The organism is Bradyrhizobium sp. Cp5.3, from assembly GCF_000426265.1.
In the GTDB taxonomy this organism is placed as follows: Bacteria; Pseudomonadota; Alphaproteobacteria; order Rhizobiales; family Xanthobacteraceae; genus Bradyrhizobium; species Bradyrhizobium neotropicale.
Window position 1 is genome coordinate 327816 of sequence record NZ_AUFA01000003.1, and the last position, 25402, is coordinate 353217.

Consider the following 25402-nt stretch of genomic DNA (forward strand, 5'->3'; position numbering starts at 1 on the left):
CCGTGCGGGCCCTGGTTCTGGCGGCGCTCGCCGCCAGCCTTGGTAGCGCCGGCCTTGCCAGCGCGTCGGCCGAAGAGGCGTTCGTCACCAACCAGCTCAGCGACGATCTGATCATCGTGGACCTCGCCACCTCGCGCGCGGTCGCGACCATCCCGATCGGTGGCAAGCCTGCGGGCGTGGCCGTCACTGCGGACGGACGCTTTGCCTATGTGACGAGCCCGGACGCCAAGGCGGTGACGGTGGTGGACGCCGCAACGCGGCAGGTCGCCGGCCGGATCGATGTCGGCGGCGGGCCGCTCGGAATCGCCGTGGCGCCCGATGGTCGTACCGTCTATGTCGCCGATTGGTACGCTGCGGCGGTCCGCGTGGTCGACCCGGCGGCGCGCAGCGTCGTCGCCAGCATCACGGTCGGCGCCTCGCCGTCCGGGCTGGCGGTGACGCCCGACGGCCGGCTGCTGCTTTCGGCGGATCGCGACGACGACAGCGTCTCGGTCGTGGACACCGCGACGCGCGAGCGCAAGGCAATCATCAAGGTCGGCACGCGCCCGTTCGGCGTCACCATCGATGCCGACGGCAAGCGCGCCTACACAGCCAATGTCGGCTCGAACGACGTCTCGGTCATCGACATCGCCGCTGGCAACGAGATCGGCCGCGTGCCGGTCGGGATGCGCCCCTATGCGGTGGCGCTGACCCTCGGCCGTGGCTTCGTCACCGACCAGTATGGCGGCACCGTCAGCGTGTTCGATACAGCGACGCTGAAGCCGGTCAAGCGCATCACCGTCGGCGACTATCCCGAAGGCATCGCCGCAACCGCGGACGGCAAGCGCATCATCGTGGCCAATTGGGAGAGCAATACGCTCAGTATCATCGACGCGGCCGAGCTGAAGGTGATCGGCGGGATCAAGACCGGCGACGGCCCGCGCGCGTTCGGGACGTTTTTGCGCCGGACGGAGTAGGCGATTGTAGGGTGGGTTAGCCGAAGGCGTAACCCACCACTGGCTATCACCGCGGAAACGAAACAGGTGGGTTACGCCAGCGGACTGCGCTTCGCGCAGCCGCGGGGCTACCCCCCTACGAGCTCGACCCAGCAAACGCCTTCAGCTTCAGGAAAAAGTCCCTCAGGATCGGGTTGCGATCCACGTAGGTCACGTAGCGGATCGCATGCCGCCGGCGATCGATGCTCCACGTGATCTGATCCGTGACGATCGGCGCCGGGATGATCACGCTCGGTGCCCACACGGGGTTGAGCAGCCAGCCGATCGGCGCCATGTCCCAGATCTCCTTGGCCCAGCCGAGATGGTCGGACGAATACTCCTTGAAGCGCATGGCGAGGAACGCGCCGATGCTGCCGTGCGGCTCGACGTAGCGCTCGATCTCCGGCACCGTGCTGTGCAGGTGCGAGGTGACGCCCCTGCAGGGCACGAGAACCAGCGGCACGCCGCTGTCGAACAGCACTTGCGCGCCGCCGACATCCTGCTTGAGATTGAACTCGACGGTATCAGGCCATTCGAGCGCATGGCCGCCGAGCCAGACCACCACCACGCGATCGATGATATCGGGTGCCTTGAGCAGCGCCGACGCGACATTGCTGATGGCGCCGATGGCAATGACGTAGAGCGGATGGTCAGGCGAGCCGGCGCGCGCCCGGGCTATGAGGTCGTCGACGGCGGGCGCCGCCTGCGCCGTCTTGCCGGGGCCGACATAATCGGTGACGCCGCGATGGACGAGGCCCTCCGGCGCGATGTTCAGGCGTTCCAGCAGGCGAAGGATTTCCTGATAGCTCAGCTCCATGCCGTGGCCGGGGCTCTCCGACCGTTTGTTGAAGAACGGCGCGGCGTAGATCGCCTCGACGTCAAGGCGGTCCTTCGACAGCAGCATCTGCACCAGCGCGAACTGATCGTCGATCTCGTTATAGGTGTCGGTGTCGAGCACGACGCGCACCTTGCCGACCGGCGGCTCCAGCAGTTTCAGGCGGGCTGCGTCCGTGAGGGTCATCACCGTCTCCTTGGGCCGTGCGTGGCGATTGCGGATCAGGCCTTGAGCGGAATCCGGCAAACCACGTCCGCGATCTCCTCCATCTGCGCGAACATGTGGTCGGGCGCAAGCGCCTGCAACGCCGCCGGCGCGGCATAGCCCCAGCCGACCGCGCCGCAGGCGATGCCCACCGCGCGCGCCGCTTCGATGTCGCGGACCTCGTCGCCGATTGCAATGACCTCTGCTGGGACGACACCGGCACGCCGGATCACGCGGCGGAATTTGGCCGGCTTGCCGAACACCGAGGCAGCGCAGTCGAAATGCGCGAACAGCGCCGCGGCACCATCGAGCTTCTGCCGCGCATTGGCCTCACTGTCGGAGGTCACCAGCGCCAACTGCACGCCGTTATCGGCGAGCGTCCGGAGCATCGCCTCGACGCCCGGAAACAGCGAAATCTCCGCCGCCGCCTCCGCCTTCAGCCGCCGCGCATGCCGCGCGATCGCCGGCAGCTTCCACAGCGGCACCTCAAGGCGGGTGAGAATCTCTCGCGTCGAGGCATGCCGCAGCCCCTCGACCTCCTCATCTGCAACGCGGCGAAAGCCGAAGCGATCGGCGACGTCGTTGATGGTGCGCAGAAACCAGGGAAAGCTGTCGGCGAGCGTGCCGTCGAGATCGAAGATGGCGAGGGCGTAGGACATCAAGCCGCCGCATATCACGCCAGGAGAGACGGCGGAATGCGAAAATCACAAATCCGGAAGCGGTTCGAAAGGTCCGTTCACGATGAATGAGCCGCGTACGCGGGCCGAAGAACCATTCAACTAGTGGCGTTCGCCTTCGGCCTCTTGCTCCAACTGCAGGATATGGGCGCGCAATGCATCGAATCGCGTTTCGGTGGCATCGCTGAACAGTGGATCCTGATGAGGGGACAACGCCGCAGCGATTTCCGTCCAATCGGCGGGCTGCAATGCCTTCAGGGCCGCAGGGAAGAAATCACGATCTTCCATCATGATGTGACGCCGCTCGTGATCGAGGAAATCGTGAATGATGGTGTCCACGTCCTGGCGAAGGATCTCGCGTCCTTCGAGGACAGCGTCGACCGCTTTTGCGAGCCGATGCAGTCGCTCGGCCCCTTTCTTGTGTTCACGCGCGAGATCGCCGACTTTGGCGGCGGCAGCGGGATCGCGAATTTTCAGCTTGGCAAAGACCCGGTCTTCCTGGGGATGGTGGTACAGCTCGGTGTAGACTTCAAAATAGGCGATGATGGCGCGGATAACCTCGTAGTCCGGTCGGTCTGCGCGATCGAAAATATCCTGTTCGTGTTCGAGGACCGCGAGCAACCGTTCAATATTACGGTGCTCCCGGCTGAGCAGCTCGATGATCATTGCCGTGATCCACAGAGTGAGCCACGACAAAAACTAACGCAAATGATCGCTATGGCATTGCGCTAGATCAAAACCGCGATCGAAATAAATGCAACGAGTTTGCTCGTTGAAGCAGACCGCTGCGGCGATATTGCGCCGCCGCCAAGCGGAAGGGCGTTGCCGCCTCGGAAAACCGAGGTTACTCCGCCGCCTCGCTCGTGCTCCTCCGCTTCGGCTTCCGCGCCTTCTTCAGCACCGGGTCCAGGAACTTGCCCGTGTAGCTCCGCGGTGCCTTGACGATGTCCTCGGGCGGGCCCCAGGCGACGATTTCGCCGCCGCCGTCGCCGCCTTCGGGGCCGAGGTCGATCACCCAGTCTGCGGTCTTGATGACTTCGAGATTGTGCTCGATGACGACGACGGTGTTGCCCTGAGCGACCAGCTCGTGCAGCACCTCCAAGAGCTTCTTGACGTCGTGGAAGTGCAGGCCGGTGGTCGGCTCGTCCAGGATGTAGAGCGTGCGCCCCGTCGCGCGCTTCGACAGCTCCTTTGCCAGCTTGACGCGCTGGGCTTCGCCGCCGGACAGCGTGGTGGCCTGCTGGCCGACATGGATATAGTCGAGGCCGACGCGGTGCAGCGTGTTGAAGGTTTCGCGGACGCGCGGGACGGCCTTGAAGAACTCGGCGGCCTCCTCGACGGTCATGTCGAGGACGTCGGCGATGCTCTTGCCCTTGAACAGGACCTCCAGCGTCTCGCGGTTGTAGCGCTTGCCCTTGCAGACGTCGCAGGTGACGTAGACGTCGGGCAGGAAGTGCATCTCGATCTTGATGACGCCGTCGCCCTGGCAGGCCTCGCAGCGGCCACCCTTGACGTTGAAGGAGAAGCGGCCGGGCTCGTAGCCGCGCGCCTTGGCTTCGGGGAGGCCCGCGAACCACTCGCGGATCGGTGTGAATGCGCCGGTATACGTCGCGGGATTGGAGCGCGGGGTGCGGCCGATCGGCGACTGGTCGATGTCGATGATCTTGTCGATGTGTTCCAGGCCCTCGATGCGGTCGTGTGGAGCTGCGCCTTCGCTGGCGCCGTTCAGCTTGCGCGCGATCGCCCGGTAGAGCGTGTCGATCAGCAGCGTCGACTTGCCGCCGCCGGAGACGCCGGTGACACAGGTGAACAGGCCGAGCGGGATTTCAGCGGTGACGTTCTTGAGGTTATTGCCGCGCGCGTTCACCACCTTGATGGTGCGGCGATGGTTCGGCGGACGCCGATCCGGTACCTCGACCTCGAGCTCGCCGGTGAGATATTTGCCGGTCAGCGATTTCGGGTTGCGCATGATCTCCGCGGGCGTGCCTTCGGCGACGATGTGGCCGCCATGCATGCCGGCGCCCGGGCCGATGTCGAGCACGTAGTCGGCAAGGCGAATGGCGTCCTCGTCATGCTCGACCACGACCACGGTATTGCCGAGGTCGCGAAGGCGCTTCAGCGTATCGAGCAGGCGCGCGTTGTCGCGCTGGTGCAGGCCGATCGAGGGCTCGTCCAGCACGTAGAGCACGCCCGTCAGACCCGAGCCGATCTGCGAGGCCAGGCGGATGCGCTGGCTCTCGCCGCCGGACAGCGTGCCGGAGGAACGCGAGAGGGTGAGATAGTTGAGGCCGACGTCGAGCAGGAAAGTCAGGCGCTCGCGGATCTCCTTGAGGATGCGGCCCGCGATCTCCTTCTGCTGCGCGTTCAGTGCCTCCGGCACGCCCTCGAACCACTCGCCGGCGCGCTTGACCGACAGCTCCGAGATCTCGCCGATATGCTTGCCGCCGATCTTGACGCAGAGCGCCTCCGGCTTGAGCCGGAAGCCCTTGCAACCCTCGCAGGGGACGTCGTGGAAATACTTCGCCAGCTCCTCGCGCGCCCACTCGCTCTCGGTCTCGCGATAGCGGCGGTTGATGTTGGTGATGACGCCCTCGAACGGCTTCTTGGTGTCGTAGGAGCGCACGCCGTCTTCATAGGAGAACTTGATCTCGTCCTCGCCGGAGCCATAGAGGATCGCGTTCTGCGTTTTCTTGGGCAGATCCTTCCATTTGGCGGTTTGCGCGAACTTGTAATGTTTGCCAAGCGCAATCAGCGTCTGAATGTAATAGGGCGATGACGACTTGGCCCAGGGCGCGATCGCGCCCTTGCCAATGGCGAGCTCCTTATCGGGGACGACGAGATCCTCGTCGACATGCTGCTCGACGCCGAGGCCGCCGCAGGCCGGGCAGGCGCCATAGGGGTTGTTGAATGAGAACAGTCGCGGCTCGATCTCGGGAATGGTGAAGCCGGAGACCGGGCAGGCGAACTTTTCCGAGAACAGGATGCGTTCGGGGCCGCTCTTGTCGTGGATCTTCGCGGTCTTCTTTTTCTCCTCGGCAGGAGCTGCCGCCGGCGCGTCGGCGAACTCGACGACAGCTAGTCCCTCGGCGAGCTTCAGCGCGGTCTCGAAGCTTTCGGCAAGCCGCTGGCCGATATCGGCGCGCACCACGATGCGGTCGACCACGACGTCGACGTCGTGCGGGAATTTCTTGTCGAGGCTCGGCGCCTCCGCGAGCTCGTAGAAGGTGCCGTCGATCTTGACGCGCTGAAAGCCCTTCTTGAGCCATTCGGCGAGCTCCTTCTTGTACTCGCCCTTGCGGCCGCGCACGACCGGCGCGAGCAGATAGAGGCGGGTGCCTTCGGGCAGCGCCAGCACGCGGTCGACCATCTGCGAGACGGTCTGGCTCTCGATCGGCAGGCCTGTGGCGGGCGAATAGGGCACGCCGACGCGCGCCCAGAGCAGGCGCATGTAGTCGTAGATCTCGGTCACCGTGCCGACGGTGGAGCGCGGGTTCTTCGAGGTGGTCTTCTGCTCGATCGAGATCGCCGGCGACAGGCCGTCGATCTGGTCGACGTCCGGCTTCTGCATCATCTCCAGGAACTGGCGCGCATAGGCCGACAGCGACTCCACGTAGCGGCGCTGGCCTTCGGCATAGATCGTGTCGAAGGCGAGCGAGGATTTGCCGGAGCCGGACAGACCCGTGAACACAACGAGCTTGTCGCGCGGAATCTCAACGTCGATGTTCTTGAGGTTGTGCTCGCGCGCGCCACGGATCGTAATTGCGCGCAGGCTCGAGCCCGCGTTCTGCTGTTGGCGCTTCGCCTTGATCACTTCATCCATCCTGGTGGTCCCCAAGAACCCAAAGAGCAAACCCAACGGGAAAATCCCAAAGGCGCGCGGCCGCGCCAGCGTTCAGGCGCGCTTTGCCCGGAACCGGGATTGGCGCCGATGGGTATGTCAGCGAACGTAGGAAGAACGGGGACGGATTTCCAGTGCGACTTGCGAATCGTCAACGGATTGTTGGCGCGCTGGCGGCACGTGGCAGTAGCAACGCCCGCAGCGTTCGGAAAGCCGAAGGGCCGACGCGAGGCCGGCCCTTCGTTCGTGGGCGGGAAGCCGATCGCTTAATGCGCTTGAGCCGGCCTTGGCGGGTTCCTGCGGATGGAATCAGGAATCAGTATTTGGCGACGAGGGGACCGCCCCAGCGGTAGTTGACGCGGATCACGCCGATGTCGATGTCCTGGCCGATCCGATCGGTGCGCGCGAGCAGGCCGCCCGGCACGGTGGCGAAGTCGGCGCTGTGATGGCCCAGGAACACGTGGTCGTACTCGCCGCCGACCGACCAGTTCTCGGCAAAGCCGTACTCGATGCCGAAGCCCACCGCGTAGCCCCAGCGGGTCTGGTTGACGCTGTTGAACACCGTCGCCGGGACGCCGGGGACGAAAGTGTCGTATTTGTCGCGCGCCACCGCGGCGCCGGTTTTGCCGTAGAACAGCAGGCTGTTCACGGCGTAGCCGAGCTGGCCGGTGAACAGGCCGAACCCATCGATCCTGGTCTGGTTCGTGAACGCGGGCCGTGCGACGCTGACATTGCTGCCCTTGAAGTCGGCCCAGTTGCCCTGGCCCTCCAGCCCGAAGACCCAGTGCGCCTTCTGCCAGCGATAGCCGATCTGTCCGCCGATCGTGCCGCCGCTCGCATTGTGGCAGCCTTCGCCGGCGGCCGGGTCCACGACGGCGCCGAGCGCGTCGGTGATGCTCCAGCAGGCATGCGCAAGGCCGGCGCCGCCGTTGATGCCGGCATAGACGCCGGTCCAGTCATAGGCGAGCACGGGAGCCACCGGCGCCTTGTACAGCGGTAGATCGGCGGCACCGGCCGGCGCGAGCGCGCCGAGTGCGAACAGGCTGACTGATGCCAGCAGCAACGTCTTCATTTCAATTCCCCAACTGTCCCGACTCGATCGCCGGCGTTTGCACACCGCACTCTCGATTCCATGACGGTTGGGCGCGACGGCGCGCGAAAACAAAAAGGCCGGCGCGAGGCCGGCCTTTCGTGACGTAAGACGTCGTTCGAGGAGATCAGTACTTCGCGACGATCGGGCCGCCGAAGTGATAGTTCACGCCGACCTGCACGGTGTGGAAGTTGAGCGTGCCGGTGGGCAGCGCGCCGGAGAAGTAGCTTTCGCCGCCGAGGCTGCGATAGAGGTACTCGCCCTTGACCGACCACTGCGGAGCGAAGAACGCCTCAACGCCCGCGCCGACGGTCCAGCCTGAGTGCCACTTGCTGTCCGAGGCAGTCACGCCGAGCGCCGAGAGGGTGATCTTGTTGTCGATCCAGGCGTAGCCGCCGGTGCCGTAGAACAGGACGTTATTGACCGCCCAGCCGATGCGGCCGCGCACGGTGCCCATCGCATCGGTCTTCGAGCTCGCCGTCGTGGTCACGACACCGAAGCCGGGGACAAGGGTGGCGCCGGTCGCCGAAGCGCTGACGTCGGCCCAGGAGCCATCGGCCTCGAGACCGAACACGACGTTGCCGGTCTGCCAGTTGTAGCCGGCCGTGCCGCCGACGAAACCGCCCTTCATCTTCGGGTCGCCGGAGCCGTTCTCCCAAGCGCCGCCGCCGACGATGCCGAGGTAGAAGCCGGTCCAGTTGTAGACCGCTGCCGGCATCGCCGGAGCCTTGGTGTAGGGGCGGGCTGCCAGATCAGCAGCCGTGGCGGGAGCGAACGCGCCCAGTGCGAACAAACAGGCCGAAGCCAACAAAACTTTCTTCATTTTCAACTTAGTCCCAGTCCCAGTTTCTGTTCTTGCCTTCCTGCGAAGGGAAGGATCGGACGCGGTGGTCCAATTGCCATCGGCTTACACCGGTAAAGCCGCAAGTTGTGTACCCCAAAAGCCACAACAGATTTGAGAAAGAGGCTGTATTGCTGACCTATTTAACTTCCCGCGCAGCGAACGGCAAAAAGGCCGGCGCAAGGCCGGCCTTCAGGAACGATTGATATTCAAACGATATCAGTACTTTGCGATGGCCGGGCCGCCCCAGCGATAGTTCAGGCGGACGAGGCCCATGTCGACATCCTGGCCGATCCGCTCGGAGCGCGTGGCAACGCCGAGGGGCGCAATGAGGAAGTTGCCGGAACCGGTGAAGGTGGTGGTGTGATGTCCGAGGAAGATGTGGTCGTATTCGACGCCGACCGACCAGTTCGGAGCGAAGCCGTACTCGAATCCGGCACCCACCGTACCGCCCCAGCGGGTCTCGTTGGCCCGATCGAATTCCAGGCCGTTGGCCACAGCGAAGCTGCGATATTGGTCACCGACGACGGCGGCGCCGCCCTTCACGTAAAACAGGGCGTTATTCCAGGCGTAGCCGACCTGACCGGTGATCAGACCAAAGGCGTCGATCCTCGAACGATTGCGAAGGCCGGGCGCAACCACGAACGTCGTGCTGATGTTGTCGCCGGTGAAGTCGGCCCAGTTGCCCTGACCTTCGATGCCGAACACCCAATTGGTCGACTGCCAGCGATAGCCGATCTGGCCACCGACCGTGCCGCCGGTCGCATTGTGGCAGCCTTCGCGTGTGACGACTGCGCCGCCGAGGGCGAGGAAATCCCAGCAATTGTGGCTCGATCCGCCACCGCCGTTGATGCCGATGTAGAAGCCGCTCCAGTCGTAGATCGCGGCGACCGCCATCGGCGGAGCCTTGGTGTACGGACGCGCAGCGAGGTCCGCCGCGTTCGCAGGAGCCGCCAGGCTAAGGGCCACAGCTCCGATTGCACCCACCAAAATCTTATTCATTGCAGTCTCCCCGGTTTCGTCCGCTTCTTGAAATCCCCGAAGCGGTCAATCAGGCGCGACGCCCATATTAACTAATTCCGAGTCAGACCGTAGCTGAATGCCGGACCGGAGTCCGTCTCCGAAATGCAACAGTCACGGGCGAACGAGCGGTCTGTAACCTAATGAATGTTAGATAGTTTTCCCGTTCGCGAGAACTCGAAAAGGTTCCATCCGGCTTGCCATCATATCGATGCATCCTTGTCATTTGGCTGTCTTATTCCGCCTCGGTTTTGCTGAGGAACAAATCTGGAACAAAGTGGCTGTCGGTGCTATATGTGGGGATAAGTTGGGGGATGGCGGGCTGACCGGCGCCTGCGAGCGTATAGGGTCCCCTTAGCAGGCGGCGGATGGCGCGACAGCGCGCGGCCTTTTCAGTGACATTTGGAGTGGAGAGCGGCGATGGCGGGAAGCATCAACAAGGTCATTCTGGTCGGAAATCTCGGCAAGGATCCGGAAATCCGCCGTACCCAGGACGGGCGACCGATCGCGAACCTGTCGGTGGCGACCTCGGAGACTTGGCGGGACAAGGCGACGGGCGAGCGCAAGGAAAAGACCGAGTGGCACCGCGTGGTGATCTTCAATGAAGGTCTCGCCAAGGTTGCCGAGCAGTACCTGAAGAAGGGCGCGAAGGTCTACGTCGAAGGCGCGCTCCAGACCCGTAAATGGACCGACCAGAGCGGGGCTGAGAAATACTCCACCGAAGTCGTGCTCCAGGGCTTCAACTCGAACCTCACCATGCTCGACGGCCGAGGCGGTGGAGGAGGCGGCAGCTTCGGCGAGGAGCCGGGCGGGGACTTCGGCTCCAGCGGTCCGGTCAGCAGTGCGCCGCGCCGCCCGGTTGCCGCCGGTGGCGGCCGCAACAGCGACATGGACGACGACATCCCGTTCTGAGGCGGCGAGCTCTTCGCATCCTTGATGCAGTCACTCGCGTAAAGCGGCAGGAGTCCTTACCAATTATCGGATAAAGCTCGGTATTTTCGGGCTTACTTCATGCTGGGCCTGAAGCTCTTTGACCGGGCGCGATGTGAATGGTATTAACTTGATGTTAATCCTATTCACATTGCTATTGTTCCCTCCGGGAGAACGCCCGCATGAGCCTTGCACCGCTGATCGAGGCCGCCCCGGCCATCCCGCTCCATGCCTTCGCGGCGATGGCCGCCTTCGCGCTCGGTCTCGTGCAGTTCGCTGCGCCCAAGGGGACGTTGCCGCACAGGACGATCGGCTGGATCTGGGTGGCCTTGATGGTCGTCGTGGCGACGTCCTCGTTCTGGATTCACGGCATCCGTCTGGTTGGTTCCTTCGGCCCGATCCATCTCCTGTCGATCTTCACGCTGGTGGTGCTGCCGGTCGCGGTGTGGCGCGCGCATACCCATCGGGTGACCGATCACCGGCGGATAATGATCTTCATCTTCACCGGCGCGCTGGTGGTGGCAGGCGTATTCACGCTGGTGCCCGGGCGCCTCATGCACCGGGTGATTTTCGGGTCCTGACGGACGGCTCCAGGCCGCTCCATCCGGCGGTTCCCGAGGCGGTGGTGCAGAGCGCGTAAGTCTCTGGAAAAACAGTCGGAAAAAGCGCTTCCGAGAACGCCGCAAGGGTGGTTATCAAGCCCCCGATGCGCTATATGATTCCCAGACAAAACTTCACCGGATTCCCCCTTGGCTGACGACGACAACAAGCCCGGCGACCAGCCGGCGCAACCCTCGGACATTCGCCCCGTCTCCATCCTTGATGAGATGAAGAAGTCCTACCTCGATTACGCCATGAGCGTGATCGTGGCGCGCGCATTGCCTGATGCCCGCGACGGACTGAAGCCGGTGCACCGCCGCATCCTGTACTCGATGAACGAGCAGGGGCACACGCCCGACAAGAAGTACGTCAAATCCGCCCGCGTGGTCGGCGACGTCATCGGTAAGTATCATCCGCACGGCGACCAGTCGATCTACGACGCCATGGTCCGCATGGCGCAGGACTTTTCGATGCGGGTGCCGCTGATCGACGGCCAGGGCAATTTCGGCTCGGTCGATGGTGATCCGCCGGCCGCCTATCGTTACACCGAAGCGCGCCTCACGCCGTCCGCGCTGGCTTTGCTCGCCGATATCGACAAGGACACCGTCGACTTCCAGCCGAACTACGACAACAACGAGACCGAGCCGTCGGTTCTTCCGGCCAAATTCCCGAACCTTCTGGTCAACGGGGCGGGCGGCATCGCGGTCGGCATGGCGACCAACATCCCTCCGCACAATCTCGGCGAGGTCGTCGACGCCTGCGTGGCGCTGATCGACAATCCCGCGCTCACCATCGACGAGCTCATGAACATCGTGCCGGGACCGGACTTCCCGACCGGCGGTGTCATTCTCGGACGCCAGGGCATCCGCGCCGGCTACCACCTCGGCCGCGGCTCGGTCGTGATGCGCGGCAAGGTCACGATCGACACCATCCGCAAGGAGCGCGAGGCGCTCATCATCACCGAGATTCCGTACCAGGTGAACAAGGCGACGATGGTCGAGCGCATCGCCGAACTGGTCAGGGAAAAGAAGATCGAAGGCATCGCCGACCTGCGCGACGAATCGGATCGCGATGGCTTCCGCGTCGTCGTCGAACTGAAGCGCGACGCCGTACCCGACGTGGTGCTGAACCAGCTCTATAGATTCACGCCGCTGCAGACGAGCTTCGGCGTCAACATGGTGGCGCTCGACAGTGGTCGGCCGCAGACCATGAATCTGAAGGACCTGCTCGCCATCTTTGTCGATTTCCGCGAGCGCGTCGTCACACGGCGGACCAAGTTCCTCCTGGGCAAGGCGCGCGACCGCGCGCATATCCTTGTCGGTCTGGCGATCGCGGTAGCCAACATCGACGAGATCATTCGTGTCATCCGCACCTCGCCCGATCCGACGACGGCGCGCGACACTCTGATGTCGCGCGACTGGCCGGCACGGGACGTCGAAGACATGCTGACGCTGATCGACGATCCGCGCCATCGCATCGGCGAGGACGGCACGATCCGGCTGTCGATGGAACAGGCCAGGGCCATTCTCGACCTGCGCCTGCAACGCCTCACCGCGCTCGGCCGTGACGAAATCCGTGACGAGCTCGACAAGCTTGCCGGCGAGATCGGCGATTATCTCGACATTCTGCGCTCGCGCGCCCGCGTGCTGGGCATCATCAAGACCGAGCTGGCCGAGGTGAAGGCCGAGTTCGCCACCCCTCGCAGGACCATGATTATCGAGCAGGAGGGCGAGGTCGAGGACGAGGACCTGATCCAGCGCGAGGACATGGTCGTCACCGTCTCCCACGCCGGCTACGTCAAGCGCGTGCCGCTGTCGGCCTACCGGGCGCAGCGCCGCGGTGGCAAGGGCCGCGCCGGCATGCAGACCCGCGACGAGGATTTCGTCAGCCGGCTGTTCGTGGCCTCCACGCATACGCCGGTGCTGTTCTTCTCCTCGCGCGGCCAGGTCTACAAGGAGAAGGTCTGGCGTCTGCCGATGGCCGCGCCCAACGCGCGCGGCAAGGCGCTGATCAACATCCTGCCGCTCGAGCAGGGCGAACGCATCACCACCATCATGCCGCTGCCGGAGGATGAATCCACCTGGGGCCAGCTTGACGTGATGTTCGGGACCACCGGCGGCAATGTCCGGCGCAACAAGCTGTCCGACTTCGTCGACGTCCGCCGCTCCGGCATCATCGCGATGAAGCTTGACGACAATGAAGCGATCGTCGACGTGCAGATCTGCACCGAGCGCGACGACGTGCTGCTCACCGCTGCCGGCGGCCAGTGCATCCGCTTCCCCGTCACCGACGTGCGCGTGTTTACCGGGCGCACCTCGATGGGCGTGCGCGGCATCGCGCTGGCGGAGGGCGACAAGGTCATCTCGCTGGCGATCCTGCGCCACGTCGAGACCACCTCGGACGAGCGCGCGGCTTACCTGAAGATGCGCCGCGCGGTGGCCGGCGAGGGCGTTTCGGAGGAGACTGCCGCGGATGCCGAGGCCGAGGAGGCGTCCGGCAGCTTCCAGCTTCCGCAGGAGCGCTATGTCGAGATGTCGGCGCAGGAGCAGGTCGTGCTCACCGTGTCCGTCAACGGCTACGGCAAGCGGACCTCGTCCTACGAGTACCGCACCACGGGCCGCGGCGGCAAAGGCATCGTCGCGATGAGCGTCAACAACCGCAACGGCAATCTGGTGGCCTCATTCCCGGTGGAAGAGGCCGACCAGATCATGCTCGTCACCGACAAGGGCCAGCTCATCCGCTGCCCCGTCGAAGGCATCCGCATCGCCGGGCGCTCGACGCAGGGCGTGATCGTGTTCGATACCGCCGAGGACGAGCACGTGGTCTCGGTCGAGCACATCACGGAAGAGGCCGAGAACGGCAACGGTGCGAATGGCGAATAGCGAGTGGCGAATAGGGTGCGTTGCTCTATTCGCTATTCGCCACTCAACATTCGCTAGATCTCCAGCTCCGTCCCGAACTCCACCACCTGTCCGGTCGGCACGCCGAAGAACGCCGCCGAGCGTTCGGCGTTGCGCTGGAGGAAGGCGAACAGACCTTCGCGCCAGACCCACATGCCCGGGACGTCTTCGCGCGGGATGATGGTCTCGCGGCCGACATAGTAGGTGATGTCGGAAAGGTCGACGCCGGCCAGCTTGCCCTGGCGGCACGCGACCTTCAGGCCCTCATAGATCGTCGGGTTCTGCATGAAGCCGTAATGCAGGACCACGCGGGTGATTCCCGGGATGATCTCGACCACCTCGGCGCGGTGTTCGTCGTCAATGTGCGGGGATTCCTCGATCAGGACCGTGACGAGGACGATGCGCTCGTGCAGGACGTGGTTGTGCTTGACGAACTGCGTCAGCGCCAGCGGCACGCCTTTCGCCGCGGAGGCCAGGAATACGGCGGTGCCGGGCAGCCGCGCGTTGCACTTGTTGACCGCGGTCTCGATCAGGTCCTCCTCGGGCTGGCGCAGTCTGCCGCGCGCGGCCTCGACCAGCTTCACGCCGCTGCGCCAGGTCAGCATCAGGAAGGCGACGAGGCCGGCGAGCAGCAGCGGAAACCAGCCGCCCTCGAACAGCTTGATCGAGTTGGCCGAGAAGAAGATCACATCGATCACGAAGAAGAAGCCGTTGACCGCGACCACGAGCCACGGCGAATAGCCCCACTGGATCGCGACCAGCGCGGCGAGCAATGTCGTGATCGCCATCAGGAGCGACACCGCGATACCATAAGCGCCGGCGAGCGCGTCTGAGCTGCCGAAGCTCAAGACCGCGCCCAGCGTTGCGGCGGCGAGCAGCCAGTTCACCAGCGGCACGTAGATCTGGCCCATGGCGTGGCTCGTGGTATGGCGGATCTGCATGCGCGGCAGGAAGCCGAGCTGGATCGACTGCTGCGTCAGCGAAAACACGCCGGAGATGATCGCCTGCGAGGCGATCACCGTTGCGACTGCCGAGAACGCGACCAGCGCATAGTGCAAGGCGTCGGGACAGAGCTGGAAGAACGGATTCTCGATCATGCCGGGATCGGTGATCAGCAGCGCAGCCTGGCCGAAATAGTTCAGCACCAGCGCGGGCAGGCAGATGCCGAACCAGGCCAGCCGGATCGGCAGGCGGCCGAAATGCCCCATGTCGGCATACATCGCCTCACCGCCGGTCACAGCCAGGAATGCCGCGCCCAGGATCGCGAAGGAGATGTGGAAGTCCTGGTGGATCAGGAATTCGAAGGCATAGAGCGGGCTGAGTGCCGCGAGCACGGCCGGCGCCTTGACGATGCCGTGGATGCCGAGGGCGGCCAGTACCACGAACCAAGCCAGCATCACCGGGCCGAAGATGCGGCCGATGAAGCCGGTGCCCTGCTTCTGCATCATGAACAGCCCGACCAGGATCGCGACGGTCACGGGCACCACGACGGGCGCGAGCGAGGGCGCATCGACCTTGAGGCCCTCGATGGCGCTGAGGACCGAGATCGCCGGCGTGATCGCACCGTCGCCATAGAGCAGGGCGGCGCCGACGAGGCCGACCACGAGCAGATGGGCACGCCAGGTGCCGGGTTGGGCGTGGCGGGCATGCAGCAGCGCCAGGAGCGCGACGATGCCGCCTTCGCCGCGGTTATCCGCGCGCAGGATCAGCAGCGCATATTTGAGCGAGATGATCAGCAGTAGCGCCCACAGGATGAGCGAGGCCACCCCCAGCACGGCTTCCGGAGACACTGTGCCGCCATGGGCGGCTGCCTTGGCGGCTTCCCTCAGGGCGTAGAGGGGGCTGGTGCCGATATCGCCATAGACCACCCCGAGGGCGCCCATGGTCATGGCAAGCGGCAGCGGATCAGGATGATGGCCGGAAGCGACTGCGGGCGTACTGGACAACGGCGACCCCCCAATGGGTTCGCGCCCGACGGGCCATTCCGAGGGGCGCGAGCTTCACGCAGTCTGCGACGAGACGTCGCAAAATTCCATGAGATTTATACTGGGGATTATGTGACGCGAAGCTGACAGACCGCCTACGGGGTGCGGTCGGCGGTCACCAGCCGGGCCTCCCGGACGTCGGCCTTGGTGCCGGCGCGGCGGAGACACGAAGCCTCGAAATTCGGCCAGGCCTGCTGCGAGCAGTCCTTGCCGATGGTCCGGATGTCGAGCCGATCGGCCTTGGCGAGCGGCTGCGGCACGCTGGCTTCGACGCGCGGTGCAAAGCCGGGCAGCACGGTGAGGGCTGCGGCAACACACGCGGCAATGGCAATTGCTGAAAGAGCCTTGATCATCGACGGTCCCCTGTGATGCGGCCGCTGCGCTTTGTTTGCGGCCCGTCATTTCGTTGGGCGGGTTAGTAACCATGGCCAGTTTCCAGACATCTTCGCCAAACAGGGGAAATGGTTTCGTTCGCGGTCCGTTTTGTTTCGTGGGTGCCCTCAGGACGAAACAAACGGGCCGGTGCCGACAGGACCGGCACCAGATTCAGCGGGAGACCGGCACGGAACCTGTCCGGCTTGCCGGGCCGGGCCGGGCGCGGTAGGACGGGGCCATGTCGCGCATCGCCTTCTACCCAGGTTCCTTCGACCCGATCACCAACGGCCATCTGGACGTGGTCCGGCACGCCGTTCCGCTGTGTGACAGGCTGGTCGTCGCGATCGGCGTGCACCCCGGCAAGAAGCCGCTGTTCTCGACCGAGGAGCGGCTGAAGATGCTCCACGATGTCTGCGATCCCGTGGCGGCCCAGGCCGGCTGCGTTCTCGAGGCGACGACGTTCGACGACCTTTCCGTGACCGCGGCGCGCAAGCATGGCGCGACGATCATGATCCGGGGCCTGCGCGACGGCACCGACCTCGACTACGAAATGCAGCTCGCCGGCATGAACGAGGCAATGGCGCCCGAGGTGCATACCGTCTTCCTGCCGGCCTCACCCATGGTCCGCCCGATCACCGCCACACTGGTACGCCAGATCGCCGGCATGGGCGGGGACGTCTCGACCTTTGTACCGCCGCTGGTTGCGGCGCTGCTCAAGGCAAAGTTCGCCGTCTGACGACGGCACGCGTTCATCTCATCTGATCCGGAGTTTTCATGATCCGCATTCTCGCAGTTCTTGCCGCGCTCGTGTTCGCGGTCCCGGCGCTCGCGCAGTCGCTGCCTTCTGGTATCGACAAGGCCAATGCGATCGTCATCGACACGACCAAGGGCCGCATTGTCATCAAGCTCAGAACCGATCTTGCGCCCCAGCACGCCGAGCGGATCAAGCAGCTCGCGCGCGAAGGCTATTACAATAATGTGCCGTTCCACCGCGTGATGGACGGCTTCATGGCGCAGACCGGCGACGGCCAAAATTTCAACGGCACCGGCGGATCGAAATACCCGAACCTGAAGCAGGAATTCTCCAAGGTGCACTTTGCACGCGGCATCGTCGGCATGGCACGGCGCGGCGACAGCGTCGACAGCGCCAATTCGCAGTTCTTCATCATGTTCGCGGATGGCGGCAGCCTTGATGGACAGTACACTGTGATCGGCGAGGTCGTGCAGGGCATGGACGTCGTCGACAAGCTGAAGAAAGCTTCGCCCGGATCGGCGAGCGGCACCGTCACCGACCCCGACAAGATGGTGAAGGTGCAGGTCGCTTCCGACATCAAGTAGGGGGCGCGATGGCACGCCGTGGCGAAAAGCTCCTGGTAGCTGCCGCGGCGTTGCTGCTTGCCACCTCCGGTGCGCGCGCGCAGACACCTGACCGGGTCAACACCATCCGCGACGTCATCGTGCGGCTGGGCAGTTGCTGGAGACCGCCGCCGCCCTCCCGGGCCCGCGCACTCGACATCACCGTCGTCGTGAGCTTTAACCGGACCGGCGACATTCTGGGCCATCCGAAGATCACCTATGAATCTGCGGAGGCCTCCGACAATGACCGGCTCCAGTACCGGATCGCGGTGATGGAGGCATTGCAACGCTGTACGCCAATGCCATTTACCGAGGCGATGGGCGGCGCCGCTGCGGGGCGTCCATTCGCGGTCCAGTTCCACGGCCGGAAGACTTCACCCCCAACCCAAGAGAGACGAGCATGAGCGCCACCGAAAACACCCTGATCCTCGAAACCACGCAGGGCCCCGTCACCATCGAGATGCGGCCCGACCTCGCGCCGATCCATGTCGCGCGCATTAAGGAGTTGGTGCGGGAAGGTTTCTACGACGGCATCGTGTTCCATCGCGTCATCGACGGTTTCATGGCGCAGACCGGCTGCCCGCACGGCACCGGCACCGGCGGCTCCGGCCAGAAGCTGAAGGCCGAGTTCAACAAGGAGCCGCATGTCCGCGGCACCGCCTCGATGGCCCGCGCCGCCAACCCGGATTCCGGCGATAGCCAGTTCTTCATCTGCTTCGACGACGCCCGCTTCCTGGACAACCAGTACACGGTGTGGGGGAAGGTCACCGAGGGCATGGAGAACGTCGACAAGATCAAGCGCGGCGAGCCCGTGCAGAATCCCGACAAGATCGTCAAGGCGCGGATGGCCGCGGACAAGGAATAGCTGCTGCTCCTCATGGTGAGGAGGCGCGTAGCGCCGTCTCGAACCATGAAGGCCTCGCTGCTGCATCTCGGCCTTTCATCCTTCGAGACGCGCTCTAAAGGAGCGCTCCTCAGGATGAGGGGCGACCGCTGCCATGCTGAGTTAAATGCGCACCGATCTCTTTGATTTCGATCTCCCCGCCGAGCGCATCGCGCTGCGCCCGGCGCAGCCGCGCGACTCCGCGAAGATGCTGGTCGTGGAGAACGGGGCGCTGCGCGACCAGATCATTTCCGACCTGCCGCAATGGCTGCGGCCTGGCGACCAGCTCGTCGTCAACGACACCAAGGTGATCGCGGCGCAGCTGAAGGGCCGCCGCATCGGGCGCGAGACCGAGCCGAAGATCGAGGCGACGCTGATCAAGCGGCTCGACGGCTCGCGCTGGCAGGCACTTGTCAAGCCTGCGAAAAAACTGGTCGCCGGTGATCGCATCCGCTTCGGCAATGAGGGCAAGGTCTGCCTGCTCGGCCATCTCGATGCCGAGGTCGAGGCCAAGGGCGTGGAGGGCGAGGTGACGCTGTCATTCTCGTTCCACGGCCCGACGCTCGACCAGGCCATAGCGGATCTCGGCAGCCCGCCGCTGCCGCCCTACATCGCCTCGAAACGCATGCCTGACGACCAGGACTTGGCCGACTACCAGACCATGTTCGCGGTCAACGAAGGCGCGGTAGCGGCGCCGACCGCTGGGCTGCATTTCACGCCGGCGCTGGAGCAGGCGTTGCGCGACCGCGGCGTCGGCATCAACCGCGTCACGTTGCATGTCGGGGCGGGGACCTTCCTGCCGGTCAAGGTCGACGACACCGAAGGCCACAGGATGCATGCCGAGTGGGGCACGATCTCGGCGGAGACGGCGGACGTGCTGAACACTGCACGGAACAGCGGCGGCCGCATCGTCGCCGTCGGCACCACGTCGTTGCGACTGCTGGAGAGCGCCGCCGCCGAGAACGGCACGATCGAGCCGTTCGCGGCAGAGACCGCGATCTTCATCACCCCCGGCTATCGCTTCCGCGCCGTCGATATCCTGCTGACCAATTTCCACCTGCCGCGCTCGACGCTGTTCATGCTGGTGTCGGCTTTCGCCGGCCTCGAGACGATGAAGGAGGCCTACGCGCACGCGATCGGGAGCGGCTATCGGTTCTATTCCTACGGCGATGCGTGCCTGCTGTTTCGGGCGGGCGCGTAGCGTCGGCGCACTTGTAGGGTGGGTTAGCCGAAGGCGTAACCCACCACTGTTTGTCTCCGGGGAAGCGAAAGTGGTGGGTTACGCTGCGCTAACCCACCCTACGCATCTTCCTCGTTACGCCATCACGCGCTGCGGCAGCAGCTCCGCGATCTGCACCGCGTTCAAGGCCGCGCCCTTCAGGAGCTGATCCGCCGCCACGAACATCGAGATCGAGTGCCCCGAGGGATCACTGAGGTCCTTGCGGATGCGGCCGACCAGGACGTCGTCCTGGCCTGAGGCGTCGATCGGCATCGGGAAGTAGTTCTTGGCGCGGTCGTCGACCACCGTCACGCCGGGCGCCTGCGCCATGATGGCGCGGACCTGGTCCTCGGTGATCGGCTTCTCGCATTCGAAGGTGATGGCCTCGCAATGGGCGCGCAGCACCGGCACCCGCACGCAGGTGACGCCGATTGCAATCTTCTCGTCTTCGAAGATCTTGCGGGTTTCCTTGATGACCTTGGTCTCTTCGTCGTTGTAGCCGGTCTCGGGATCTACGGCGGTGTTGTGGTTGAAGAGATTGAAGGCGTAGGGATGCGGCATCACCTTCGGCGTATAGACCTGCCCGTTGAGATTGGCGCGCGTGGACTCGACAAGCTCGTCCATCGCCGCCGCGCCGGCGCCGCTGGCGGCCTGGTAGGTCGAGATGATCACGCGCTTGATGCGGTTCTTCTGGTGGATCGGCCAGAGCGGCACCAGCGCGGTGATCGCGGCGCAGTTCGGGTTTGCGATGATGCCCTTGTGGTCGCGGATGCGGTTCGCGTTGATCTCGGGGATCACCAGCGGCACGTTCGGATCCATGCGGAAGGCCGAGGAGTTGTCGACCACGACCGCACCGGACTTGACCGCGATCGGAGCGAACTTCTTCGAGATGCCGCTGCCGGCGGAGAACAGGGCGATGTCGACGCCGTCGAAAGAACGCTCCGTCAGTTCCTCGATCACGACATCCTTGCCCTGGAACGATACCGTCTTGCCGGCCGAGCGGGCGCTCGCCAGCGCCTTCAGCTTGCCGACGCGAAAGCCGCGCTTGTCCATGGTGGCGATGAATTCGGCGCCCACCGCACCGGTGACGCCGACAATCGCGACGACGGGATCGTTACTCACTTTCTCCTCCATTGAGTTGCAGACAACAAAAAAGCCCCGAACCATCGAGGGCGGGGCTTCGGTAGAGCTGATGCGTTAAGTCGACGACTACGCGCGCACGCCTCCCCGGGCCCCGAAGGCCGTGGTGGTTTTAGTCGTGCGTTTGGTGGTCGTGAACATGGCGGCGACTTATGCGGGAGAGTTTTGCGCCCGTCAATGGCTTTTCGGCGGGATTGTGGCCGCGGCGCGACTGGCCGCTATTTGGTCCGGGCGCCCGGAGGCTCGAGGAGGACCTCCTTGAGATCGTCGCCGCTGATGACGACGATCGCGAAATTCAGCCGGCCGCGTTCGCGCACGAGCCCGCCGCTGATGGCCTTGCCCGATGCCGCGCGCTCGGCGACGTGCACGGCATCCGCGAGGCGATGCCGGATGGCGCCAAGTGCTGCAAGATTGCTGCGATCATCGGCGTCGAGTTGTGCCAGGGGGAGGGCGGCCTCGCCGCCGATGACTTCGCCGGTCGTGGCATTGATCGTGTGCCGCCAGATGCGATCGTGGTGCAGGGTCTTCACCCGGTAGACCGGTACGCCCGAGGCGCCGTCGAAGCTCACATCGGCGGTCGTCGCGCCGGCGTGGCGCGCCTCGGCAATCGCCATGGCCTGACTGAGCGAGATTGACGAGCTGCGGAAGCGCTCGATCTCGCGGCTGACCGCCTGGCGGTCGGCCTCGGGATCATCCGTTTCGTTGTGAAGAGCGGTGGGCGTGCCGCTGGTCGTGACGACCGCGCGCGCCGGCGCCGCGACGAGCAGCGCCGAGAGGGGGATCGCAAGCAGCAGCTTCCAATCTTTGAGGGCACGCACTGTCTTAGTCTCCATGCCGAGACCCGTATCTTGGCGGCCGACCGGCCGGATCGTCTTGAACAGAAGCGCGCGGCCGACCAGGGGCAACAGGCCGGCCGCGGAGCGTCGAGAACGGGCTATACCCGATTTCGGTGCTCAAAGTCTGAAGAGCGATGCGGGCCTGCCGGGGGGCTGGTTACCGGCTGGACCCGCACCTTGCTTATAAACTAAACCATACCGTATCGTTTTATTTCAATCAAGGCGCTGTTTGTCCCAAGGCGGGGATAACCCTCGGTGTCACGAAGTTGTTAGCGGGAGGTACGACGGCGCGAGGCGCCGGCGGTCTGGACGCGGTCCGCAGGACCCAGAGCGCCGGCCAGGAACAGCTTGATCGCCGCGCGCATCCGCTTTTCCGCGGACTTGAACTCCAGGGCCATTCCGAACGTTGCCATGCGGTGGGTGTGACCAACGACGACATCGAGGAACACCTCGGCCGCGATGGTGGTGTCGTCGAGGTCGAGAGCACCCTGGGCCACCAGGTGGTCAAAGAAGCGCGCCGTAGTGGCGACGGCCTTGAGCCAACCCTCTTCCTTGCCGAGCTTGGCGATGTCGGGGAAGTTGATAGCCTGTGACGTCATCATGCGGCTGAAGGCGACAGCATCGGGCCCGCAGGTGAATGTCAGCATCTCCCGCCCGACCTCCACCAGTCGCTGCTCGACCGAGACGTCCGAGGAGCTGCCGAGCTGCGTCTCGGCCGCGGCGGACAGCGGAGCAAGCCAGCGGTCGATTTCGCGCCTCAGCACGGCCGTGAACAGGCCGCGCTTGTCGCCGTAACGGGAATAGACGGTGGGCTTGCTGACGCGGGCGGCTTCCGCGACCGCATCAAGCGAGGTTGCGTCAAAGCCGCGGTCGAGGAAGAGGCGGGTCGCGACCTCGATCAGTCGCTGATCGCGCTCGAGGGCGGCGCTCTTCGTCGGCCGGCCGCCGCGCGATTTCGGCACCTCGCGCCGTGCGGAGCGCGTTGCCGTTCTTGTCTTGGTCGCAGCCAATCCCATGCCCAATGATTCCTGCGCGTTTCCAACGGTCGTCATTCGCTCTATATCGCGCAGGAGCGAGGGCGTCATCGCGAATCTGGCCGAATTGGCCGTATCGTCAACGGTTTCGCTAGGTCGTCGTTCCGTCACGCGGGGCTCACGGCAGCGTCGAGGTCCAGGCTTGGCCGGCTGCGGCCTTCTCATATCCGTACTGATAGAGCGCCCGCATATAGGCCGTGTCGAACCCTTCCGAGGGCGCCGCGGGATAGTCACGCTCGATGTAGGAGAGGTGGAAGCCGAGCCGGTTGCGCTTGGCGAAATCGTACGTCGAGAAGATGATCGAACGCGTCTGCGACTGGGTGATCGACGACAGGCTGCGCGAGGCGACATCGATGGTGCTGTTGGACACCAGCTCGAAGTTTCGTTCGATCTTCTTGTTGACGAGGATGTAGATGTCCATCTTCGCGTTGCTGGGCAGGCGGCCCTGGAAGAGCAGGGCTTCCGGCAGCGTCAGCACCGGGGCCGTCACGCCGCCGTCGACATGCATCTCCTGAAAGCGCCGGCCCTGGCCCTCGGCTTCGATCATGATAGGCGGAAACACCAGGGGGATGCTGGCGGAGGCTGCCATCACGTCGCGAAACAGGTGCAGCGCCTCTGGCGTGCCGACAGCGGCGATCTTGCCCATGTCCCAGATGGCGGTGCGCTGGGTGTCGAGATCGGTCGTCACGACCAGCAGCTTCCGGCCTTTGGTATTTTCGCGTGCGACTTGAGCGAGGATCTCCGGCCCGACATAGCGCGCCACCAGCTCGCGCAGCCGCTTGTTGCCGAACAGGCCGGATCCGAACAGCACGCGCATGATACTGGGGTCATTCAGCAGGCTCTCCGCGATGCCGCTGGTGTAGACCTCCCGCAGCGTGTCGTCGTATTGCGGCCCGAGGAATGCAAAGGGCGCGATCAGGCCGCCGGTGCTGACGCCCGAGACGACCGAGAAGGTGGGACGGTTGCCGGCTCTGCTCCAGCCGTTCAACACACCGACGCCATAAGCGCCATCGGCGCCTCCGCCGGAGAGCGCCAGATAGGCTCGGCTTGCAGCGCTATACTCTTTTTCGAAACTGAATTTCGTAATGGGCTCGTCGGCGTAGCGCCGCAAGCCGTCGATATCGAGCACGCGCGAGGTGCTGGCCTCGGCCGCGGTGTAGGGCGTTCGCGGCAGGGAGGTGCAGGCAGACAGCGCGAGGCTGGACACCAGCACCGCCGACGCGATCAGGCGGGCGGCAGTCCGGTTGATCCAACCGCCGGTGGGGATGGACATGTCAGTCGAACATGAAGGGGAAAGCATGGGTTGGCGGCTGGAGATCACGCATATGCTACCGCCGTCAGCGTCGCCGCGGCGTCTCGTCCAGCCCCGGTATAAAACTACACTGTATCGTTTTATTTAACAAGCCGCCGTGTTCCCCAACTCCGCGATAATTGTGTCCCAGCTTGGGGCAGAAGCGGCTCCAACTGGGTCCCGGGCGGGTTGATCGGCCTCCTCCGACACGCAATAAGCACCGCCATGAATCTTCCCAACAACAGTCTTCCCAATCATTTCGAGCTGCTGGCCACCGATGGCGCCGCGCGCGCGGGTCGCCTGACCACGCCACATGGTGTGGTGCGGACGCCGGCCTTCATGCCGGTTGGCACTGCCGGTGCGATGAAGGGCATGCACTGGCGCGAGGTGCGCGATGCCGGCGCCGACATCGTGCTCGGCAACACCTATCACCTGATGCTGCGTCCCGGCGCCGAGCGCATCGCGGCGCTCGGAGGCTTACAGAGGTTCACCGGCTGGAACGGGCCGATGCTGACGGATTCCGGCGGCTTCCAGGTGATGTCGCTGTCGGACCTGCGCAAGGTCAGCGAAAACGCCGTGACCTTCCGCTCGCATATCGACGGTGCCAAGGTGGAGCTGTCGCCGGAGCGTTCGATCGAGGTGCAGCGCTTCCTCGGTTCGGACATCGCGATGCAGATGGACGAATGCGTGCGCCTGCCGGCCGAGCGCGACGATATCGAGCGCGCGATGCAATTGTCGCTGCGTTGGGCCGAACGCTCCAAGCGCGCCTTCGAGAGCGCCCCCGATGGCTACATGCTGTTCGGCATCGTGCAGGGTGGCGATGTGCCACAACTCCGTCATGCCAGTGCCGAAGGGCTCGTCGAGATCGGCTTCCACGGCTATGCAATCGGCGGCCTTGCCGTCGGTGAGCCGCAGGAGGTGATGCTGGCGATGATCGACGAGACGGCGCCGGCGCTGCCGTCCGATCGGCCGCGCTATTTGATGGGTGTGGGTACGCCGGACGACATTCTCGAAGCGGTGAAACGCGGCATCGACATGTTCGATTGCGTGATGCCGACGCGCAATGGCCGCCACGGCGTCGCCTTCACGCGCTTCGGCCAGGTGAACCTGCGCAACGCGCGCCACGCCGACGACCCGCGTCCGCTGGATGAAGAAAGCTCATGGCCGTCGGCGCGCAACTACGCACGCGCCTACCTTCACCACCTCGTCAAGGCGGGCGAGACCCTGGGGGCGATGCTGCTGTCCGAGATCAATATCGCTTACTACCAGTCCCTGATGCAGGGCATCAGGGATGCGATCGCACGCGGAGCGTTCGAAGAATTCTATCAGCGCACGCGCGAGGACTGGGCGCGGGGCGACATCGCCCCGCGCTAG

Annotated in this window: 23 protein-coding genes; 10 read left to right on the forward strand and 13 right to left on the reverse strand. The window is 64.7% G+C overall.

Features of this window, described 5'->3' with window-relative positions:
* Positions 1-2: 2 nt before the first annotated feature.
* The gene (locus K289_RS0106885; RefSeq protein WP_027550822.1) at positions 3-956 is read left to right on the forward strand and encodes a cytochrome D1 domain-containing protein; all 954 of its coding nucleotides are present in this window, start codon (positions 3-5) and stop codon (positions 954-956) included.
* A 115-nt stretch (positions 957-1071) separates the two neighbouring features.
* Here K289_RS0106885 and K289_RS0106890 read toward each other — a convergent pair whose 3' ends face one another.
* The 7 genes from K289_RS0106890 to K289_RS0106920 all read right to left on the reverse strand — a co-directional run bounded on the left by K289_RS0106890 (position 1072) and on the right by K289_RS0106920 (position 9461).
* On the reverse strand, positions 1072-1995 hold the full coding sequence (locus tag K289_RS0106890) for a nucleoside hydrolase (protein WP_027550823.1): 924 nt from the start codon (positions 1993-1995) through the stop codon (positions 1072-1074).
* Positions 1996-2030: 35 nt separating this feature from the next.
* Entirely contained in the window at positions 2031-2672 is a 642-nt protein-coding gene (locus tag K289_RS0106895; RefSeq protein WP_027550824.1) for an HAD-IA family hydrolase, read from the reverse strand.
* Positions 2673-2792: 120 nt separating this feature from the next.
* The gene (locus K289_RS0106900; protein ID WP_027550825.1) at positions 2793-3356 is read right to left on the reverse strand and encodes a hemerythrin domain-containing protein; all 564 of its coding nucleotides are present in this window, start codon (positions 3354-3356) and stop codon (positions 2793-2795) included.
* Between the two features lie 178 nt (positions 3357-3534).
* Complete coding sequence (uvrA, locus tag K289_RS0106905; RefSeq protein WP_027550826.1) at positions 3535-6510, reverse strand: excinuclease ABC subunit UvrA; 2976 nt, start codon at positions 6508-6510, stop codon at positions 3535-3537.
* Positions 6511-6844: 334 nt separating this feature from the next.
* Positions 6845-7600, reverse strand: a complete 756-nt coding sequence (locus K289_RS0106910) for an outer membrane protein (RefSeq protein WP_027550827.1) — start codon at positions 7598-7600, stop codon at positions 6845-6847.
* Between the two features lie 145 nt (positions 7601-7745).
* Entirely contained in the window at positions 7746-8441 is a 696-nt protein-coding gene (locus tag K289_RS0106915; RefSeq protein ID WP_027550828.1) for an outer membrane protein, read from the reverse strand.
* 237 nt (positions 8442-8678) lie between these two features.
* The gene (locus tag K289_RS0106920; protein ID WP_027550829.1) at positions 8679-9461 is read right to left on the reverse strand and encodes an outer membrane protein; all 783 of its coding nucleotides are present in this window, start codon (positions 9459-9461) and stop codon (positions 8679-8681) included.
* A gap of 438 nt (positions 9462-9899) precedes the next feature.
* Between K289_RS0106920 and K289_RS0106925 the strand changes: the two genes are divergently transcribed.
* From K289_RS0106925 to gyrA, 3 genes are all read left to right on the forward strand, one after another.
* Positions 9900-10391, forward strand: a complete 492-nt coding sequence (locus tag K289_RS0106925; RefSeq protein WP_027550830.1) for a single-stranded DNA-binding protein — start codon at positions 9900-9902, stop codon at positions 10389-10391.
* Between the two features lie 200 nt (positions 10392-10591).
* Positions 10592-10990, forward strand: a complete 399-nt coding sequence (locus K289_RS0106930) for a DUF2306 domain-containing protein (protein WP_027550831.1) — start codon at positions 10592-10594, stop codon at positions 10988-10990.
* A 168-nt stretch (positions 10991-11158) separates the two neighbouring features.
* A complete protein-coding gene (gene gyrA, locus K289_RS0106935; protein ID WP_027550832.1) occupies positions 11159-13891 on the forward strand; it encodes a DNA gyrase subunit A in 2733 nt (910 codons plus the stop codon).
* A 53-nt stretch (positions 13892-13944) separates the two neighbouring features.
* Here gyrA and K289_RS0106940 read toward each other — a convergent pair whose 3' ends face one another.
* A complete protein-coding gene (locus K289_RS0106940; RefSeq protein ID WP_027550833.1) occupies positions 13945-15798 on the reverse strand; it encodes a potassium transporter Kup in 1854 nt (617 codons plus the stop codon).
* 191 nt (positions 15799-15989) lie between these two features.
* A complete protein-coding gene (locus K289_RS0106945; RefSeq protein ID WP_027550834.1) occupies positions 15990-16247 on the reverse strand; it encodes a hypothetical protein in 258 nt (85 codons plus the stop codon).
* A 260-nt stretch (positions 16248-16507) separates the two neighbouring features.
* Here K289_RS0106945 and coaD point away from each other — a divergent pair, with 260 nt between their 5' ends.
* The 5 genes from coaD (at position 16508) to queA (ending at position 19709) form a co-directional block, all read left to right on the forward strand.
* A complete protein-coding gene (gene coaD / locus K289_RS0106950) occupies positions 16508-17005 on the forward strand; it encodes a pantetheine-phosphate adenylyltransferase (RefSeq protein WP_027550835.1) in 498 nt (165 codons plus the stop codon).
* Positions 17006-17043: 38 nt separating this feature from the next.
* Entirely contained in the window at positions 17044-17607 is a 564-nt protein-coding gene (locus K289_RS0106955) for a peptidylprolyl isomerase (protein WP_027550836.1), read from the forward strand.
* An 8-nt stretch (positions 17608-17615) separates the two neighbouring features.
* Positions 17616-18029: a hypothetical protein gene (locus K289_RS0106960; RefSeq protein ID WP_027550837.1), complete on the forward strand. Its 414-nt coding sequence runs from the start codon at positions 17616-17618 to the stop codon at positions 18027-18029.
* Positions 18026-18490 carry a peptidylprolyl isomerase gene (locus K289_RS0106965; RefSeq protein ID WP_027550838.1) on the forward strand — a complete coding sequence of 155 codons (465 nt, stop codon included), beginning with the start codon at positions 18026-18028 and terminating at the stop codon, positions 18488-18490. Before K289_RS0106960 ends, K289_RS0106965 begins: the two co-directional genes overlap by 4 nt.
* Positions 18491-18635: 145 nt before the next feature.
* Complete coding sequence (gene queA / locus K289_RS0106970; protein WP_027550839.1) at positions 18636-19709, forward strand: tRNA preQ1(34) S-adenosylmethionine ribosyltransferase-isomerase QueA; 1074 nt, start codon at positions 18636-18638, stop codon at positions 19707-19709.
* A gap of 114 nt (positions 19710-19823) precedes the next feature.
* On the opposite strand, the gene K289_RS0106975 is transcribed toward queA, so the two are convergent.
* The 4 genes from K289_RS0106975 to K289_RS0106990 all read right to left on the reverse strand — a co-directional run bounded on the left by K289_RS0106975 (position 19824) and on the right by K289_RS0106990 (position 24010).
* The gene (locus K289_RS0106975; protein WP_027550840.1) at positions 19824-20861 is read right to left on the reverse strand and encodes an aspartate-semialdehyde dehydrogenase; all 1038 of its coding nucleotides are present in this window, start codon (positions 20859-20861) and stop codon (positions 19824-19826) included.
* A gap of 224 nt (positions 20862-21085) precedes the next feature.
* Entirely contained in the window at positions 21086-21700 is a 615-nt protein-coding gene (locus K289_RS0106980; protein WP_051310517.1) for a PepSY domain-containing protein, read from the reverse strand.
* 272 nt (positions 21701-21972) lie between these two features.
* Positions 21973-22719 carry a TetR/AcrR family transcriptional regulator gene (locus K289_RS0106985; RefSeq protein ID WP_027550842.1) on the reverse strand — a complete coding sequence of 249 codons (747 nt, stop codon included), beginning with the start codon at positions 22717-22719 and terminating at the stop codon, positions 21973-21975.
* Between the two features lie 136 nt (positions 22720-22855).
* Positions 22856-24010: a patatin-like phospholipase family protein gene (locus K289_RS0106990; protein ID WP_027550843.1), complete on the reverse strand. Its 1155-nt coding sequence runs from the start codon at positions 24008-24010 to the stop codon at positions 22856-22858.
* A 243-nt stretch (positions 24011-24253) separates the two neighbouring features.
* Between K289_RS0106990 and tgt the strand changes: the two genes are divergently transcribed.
* Positions 24254-25402, forward strand: coding sequence for a tRNA guanosine(34) transglycosylase Tgt (gene tgt, locus K289_RS0106995; protein WP_027550844.1), 1149 nt, complete (start codon positions 24254-24256; stop codon positions 25400-25402).

Bases quoted from the DNA above. Each gene is read 5' to 3' on its own strand.
- K289_RS0106900 (WP_027550825.1), bottom strand. From the start codon at position 3,356: ATGATCATCGAGCTGCTCAGCCGGGAGCACCGTAATATTGAACGGTTG.
- K289_RS0106930 (WP_027550831.1), top strand. From the start codon at position 10,592: ATGAGCCTTGCACCGCTGATCGAGGCCGCCCCGGCCATCCCGCTCCAT.
- K289_RS0106925 (WP_027550830.1), top strand. From the start codon at position 9,900: ATGGCGGGAAGCATCAACAAGGTCATTCTGGTCGGAAATCTCGGCAAG.
- K289_RS0106910 (WP_027550827.1), bottom strand. From the start codon at position 7,600: ATGAAGACGTTGCTGCTGGCATCAGTCAGCCTGTTCGCACTCGGCGCG.
- uvrA (WP_027550826.1), bottom strand. From the start codon at position 6,510: ATGGATGAAGTGATCAAGGCGAAGCGCCAACAGCAGAACGCGGGCTCG.
- K289_RS0106955 (WP_027550836.1), top strand. From the start codon at position 17,044: ATGATCCGCATTCTCGCAGTTCTTGCCGCGCTCGTGTTCGCGGTCCCG.
- K289_RS0106980 (WP_051310517.1), bottom strand. From the start codon at position 21,700: ATGGAGACTAAGACAGTGCGTGCCCTCAAAGATTGGAAGCTGCTGCTT.
- K289_RS0106990 (WP_027550843.1), bottom strand. From the start codon at position 24,010: ATGTCCATCCCCACCGGCGGTTGGATCAACCGGACTGCCGCCCGCCTG.
- K289_RS0106915 (WP_027550828.1), bottom strand. From the start codon at position 8,441: ATGAAGAAAGTTTTGTTGGCTTCGGCCTGTTTGTTCGCACTGGGCGCG.
- K289_RS0106940 (WP_027550833.1), bottom strand. From the start codon at position 15,798: ATGACCATGGGCGCCCTCGGGGTGGTCTATGGCGATATCGGCACCAGC.
- coaD (WP_027550835.1), top strand. From the start codon at position 16,508: ATGTCGCGCATCGCCTTCTACCCAGGTTCCTTCGACCCGATCACCAAC.
- K289_RS0106960 (WP_027550837.1), top strand. From the start codon at position 17,616: ATGGCACGCCGTGGCGAAAAGCTCCTGGTAGCTGCCGCGGCGTTGCTG.
- K289_RS0106945 (WP_027550834.1), bottom strand. From the start codon at position 16,247: ATGATCAAGGCTCTTTCAGCAATTGCCATTGCCGCGTGTGTTGCCGCA.
- K289_RS0106975 (WP_027550840.1), bottom strand. From the start codon at position 20,861: ATGGAGGAGAAAGTGAGTAACGATCCCGTCGTCGCGATTGTCGGCGTC.
- K289_RS0106895 (WP_027550824.1), bottom strand. From the start codon at position 2,672: ATGTCCTACGCCCTCGCCATCTTCGATCTCGACGGCACGCTCGCCGAC.
- K289_RS0106890 (WP_027550823.1), bottom strand. From the start codon at position 1,995: ATGACCCTCACGGACGCAGCCCGCCTGAAACTGCTGGAGCCGCCGGTC.
- queA (WP_027550839.1), top strand. From the start codon at position 18,636: ATGCGCACCGATCTCTTTGATTTCGATCTCCCCGCCGAGCGCATCGCG.
- K289_RS0106920 (WP_027550829.1), bottom strand. From the start codon at position 9,461: ATGAATAAGATTTTGGTGGGTGCAATCGGAGCTGTGGCCCTTAGCCTG.
- tgt (WP_027550844.1), top strand. From the start codon at position 24,254: ATGAATCTTCCCAACAACAGTCTTCCCAATCATTTCGAGCTGCTGGCC.
- K289_RS0106965 (WP_027550838.1), top strand. From the start codon at position 18,026: ATGAGCGCCACCGAAAACACCCTGATCCTCGAAACCACGCAGGGCCCC.
- K289_RS0106985 (WP_027550842.1), bottom strand. From the start codon at position 22,719: ATGGGATTGGCTGCGACCAAGACAAGAACGGCAACGCGCTCCGCACGG.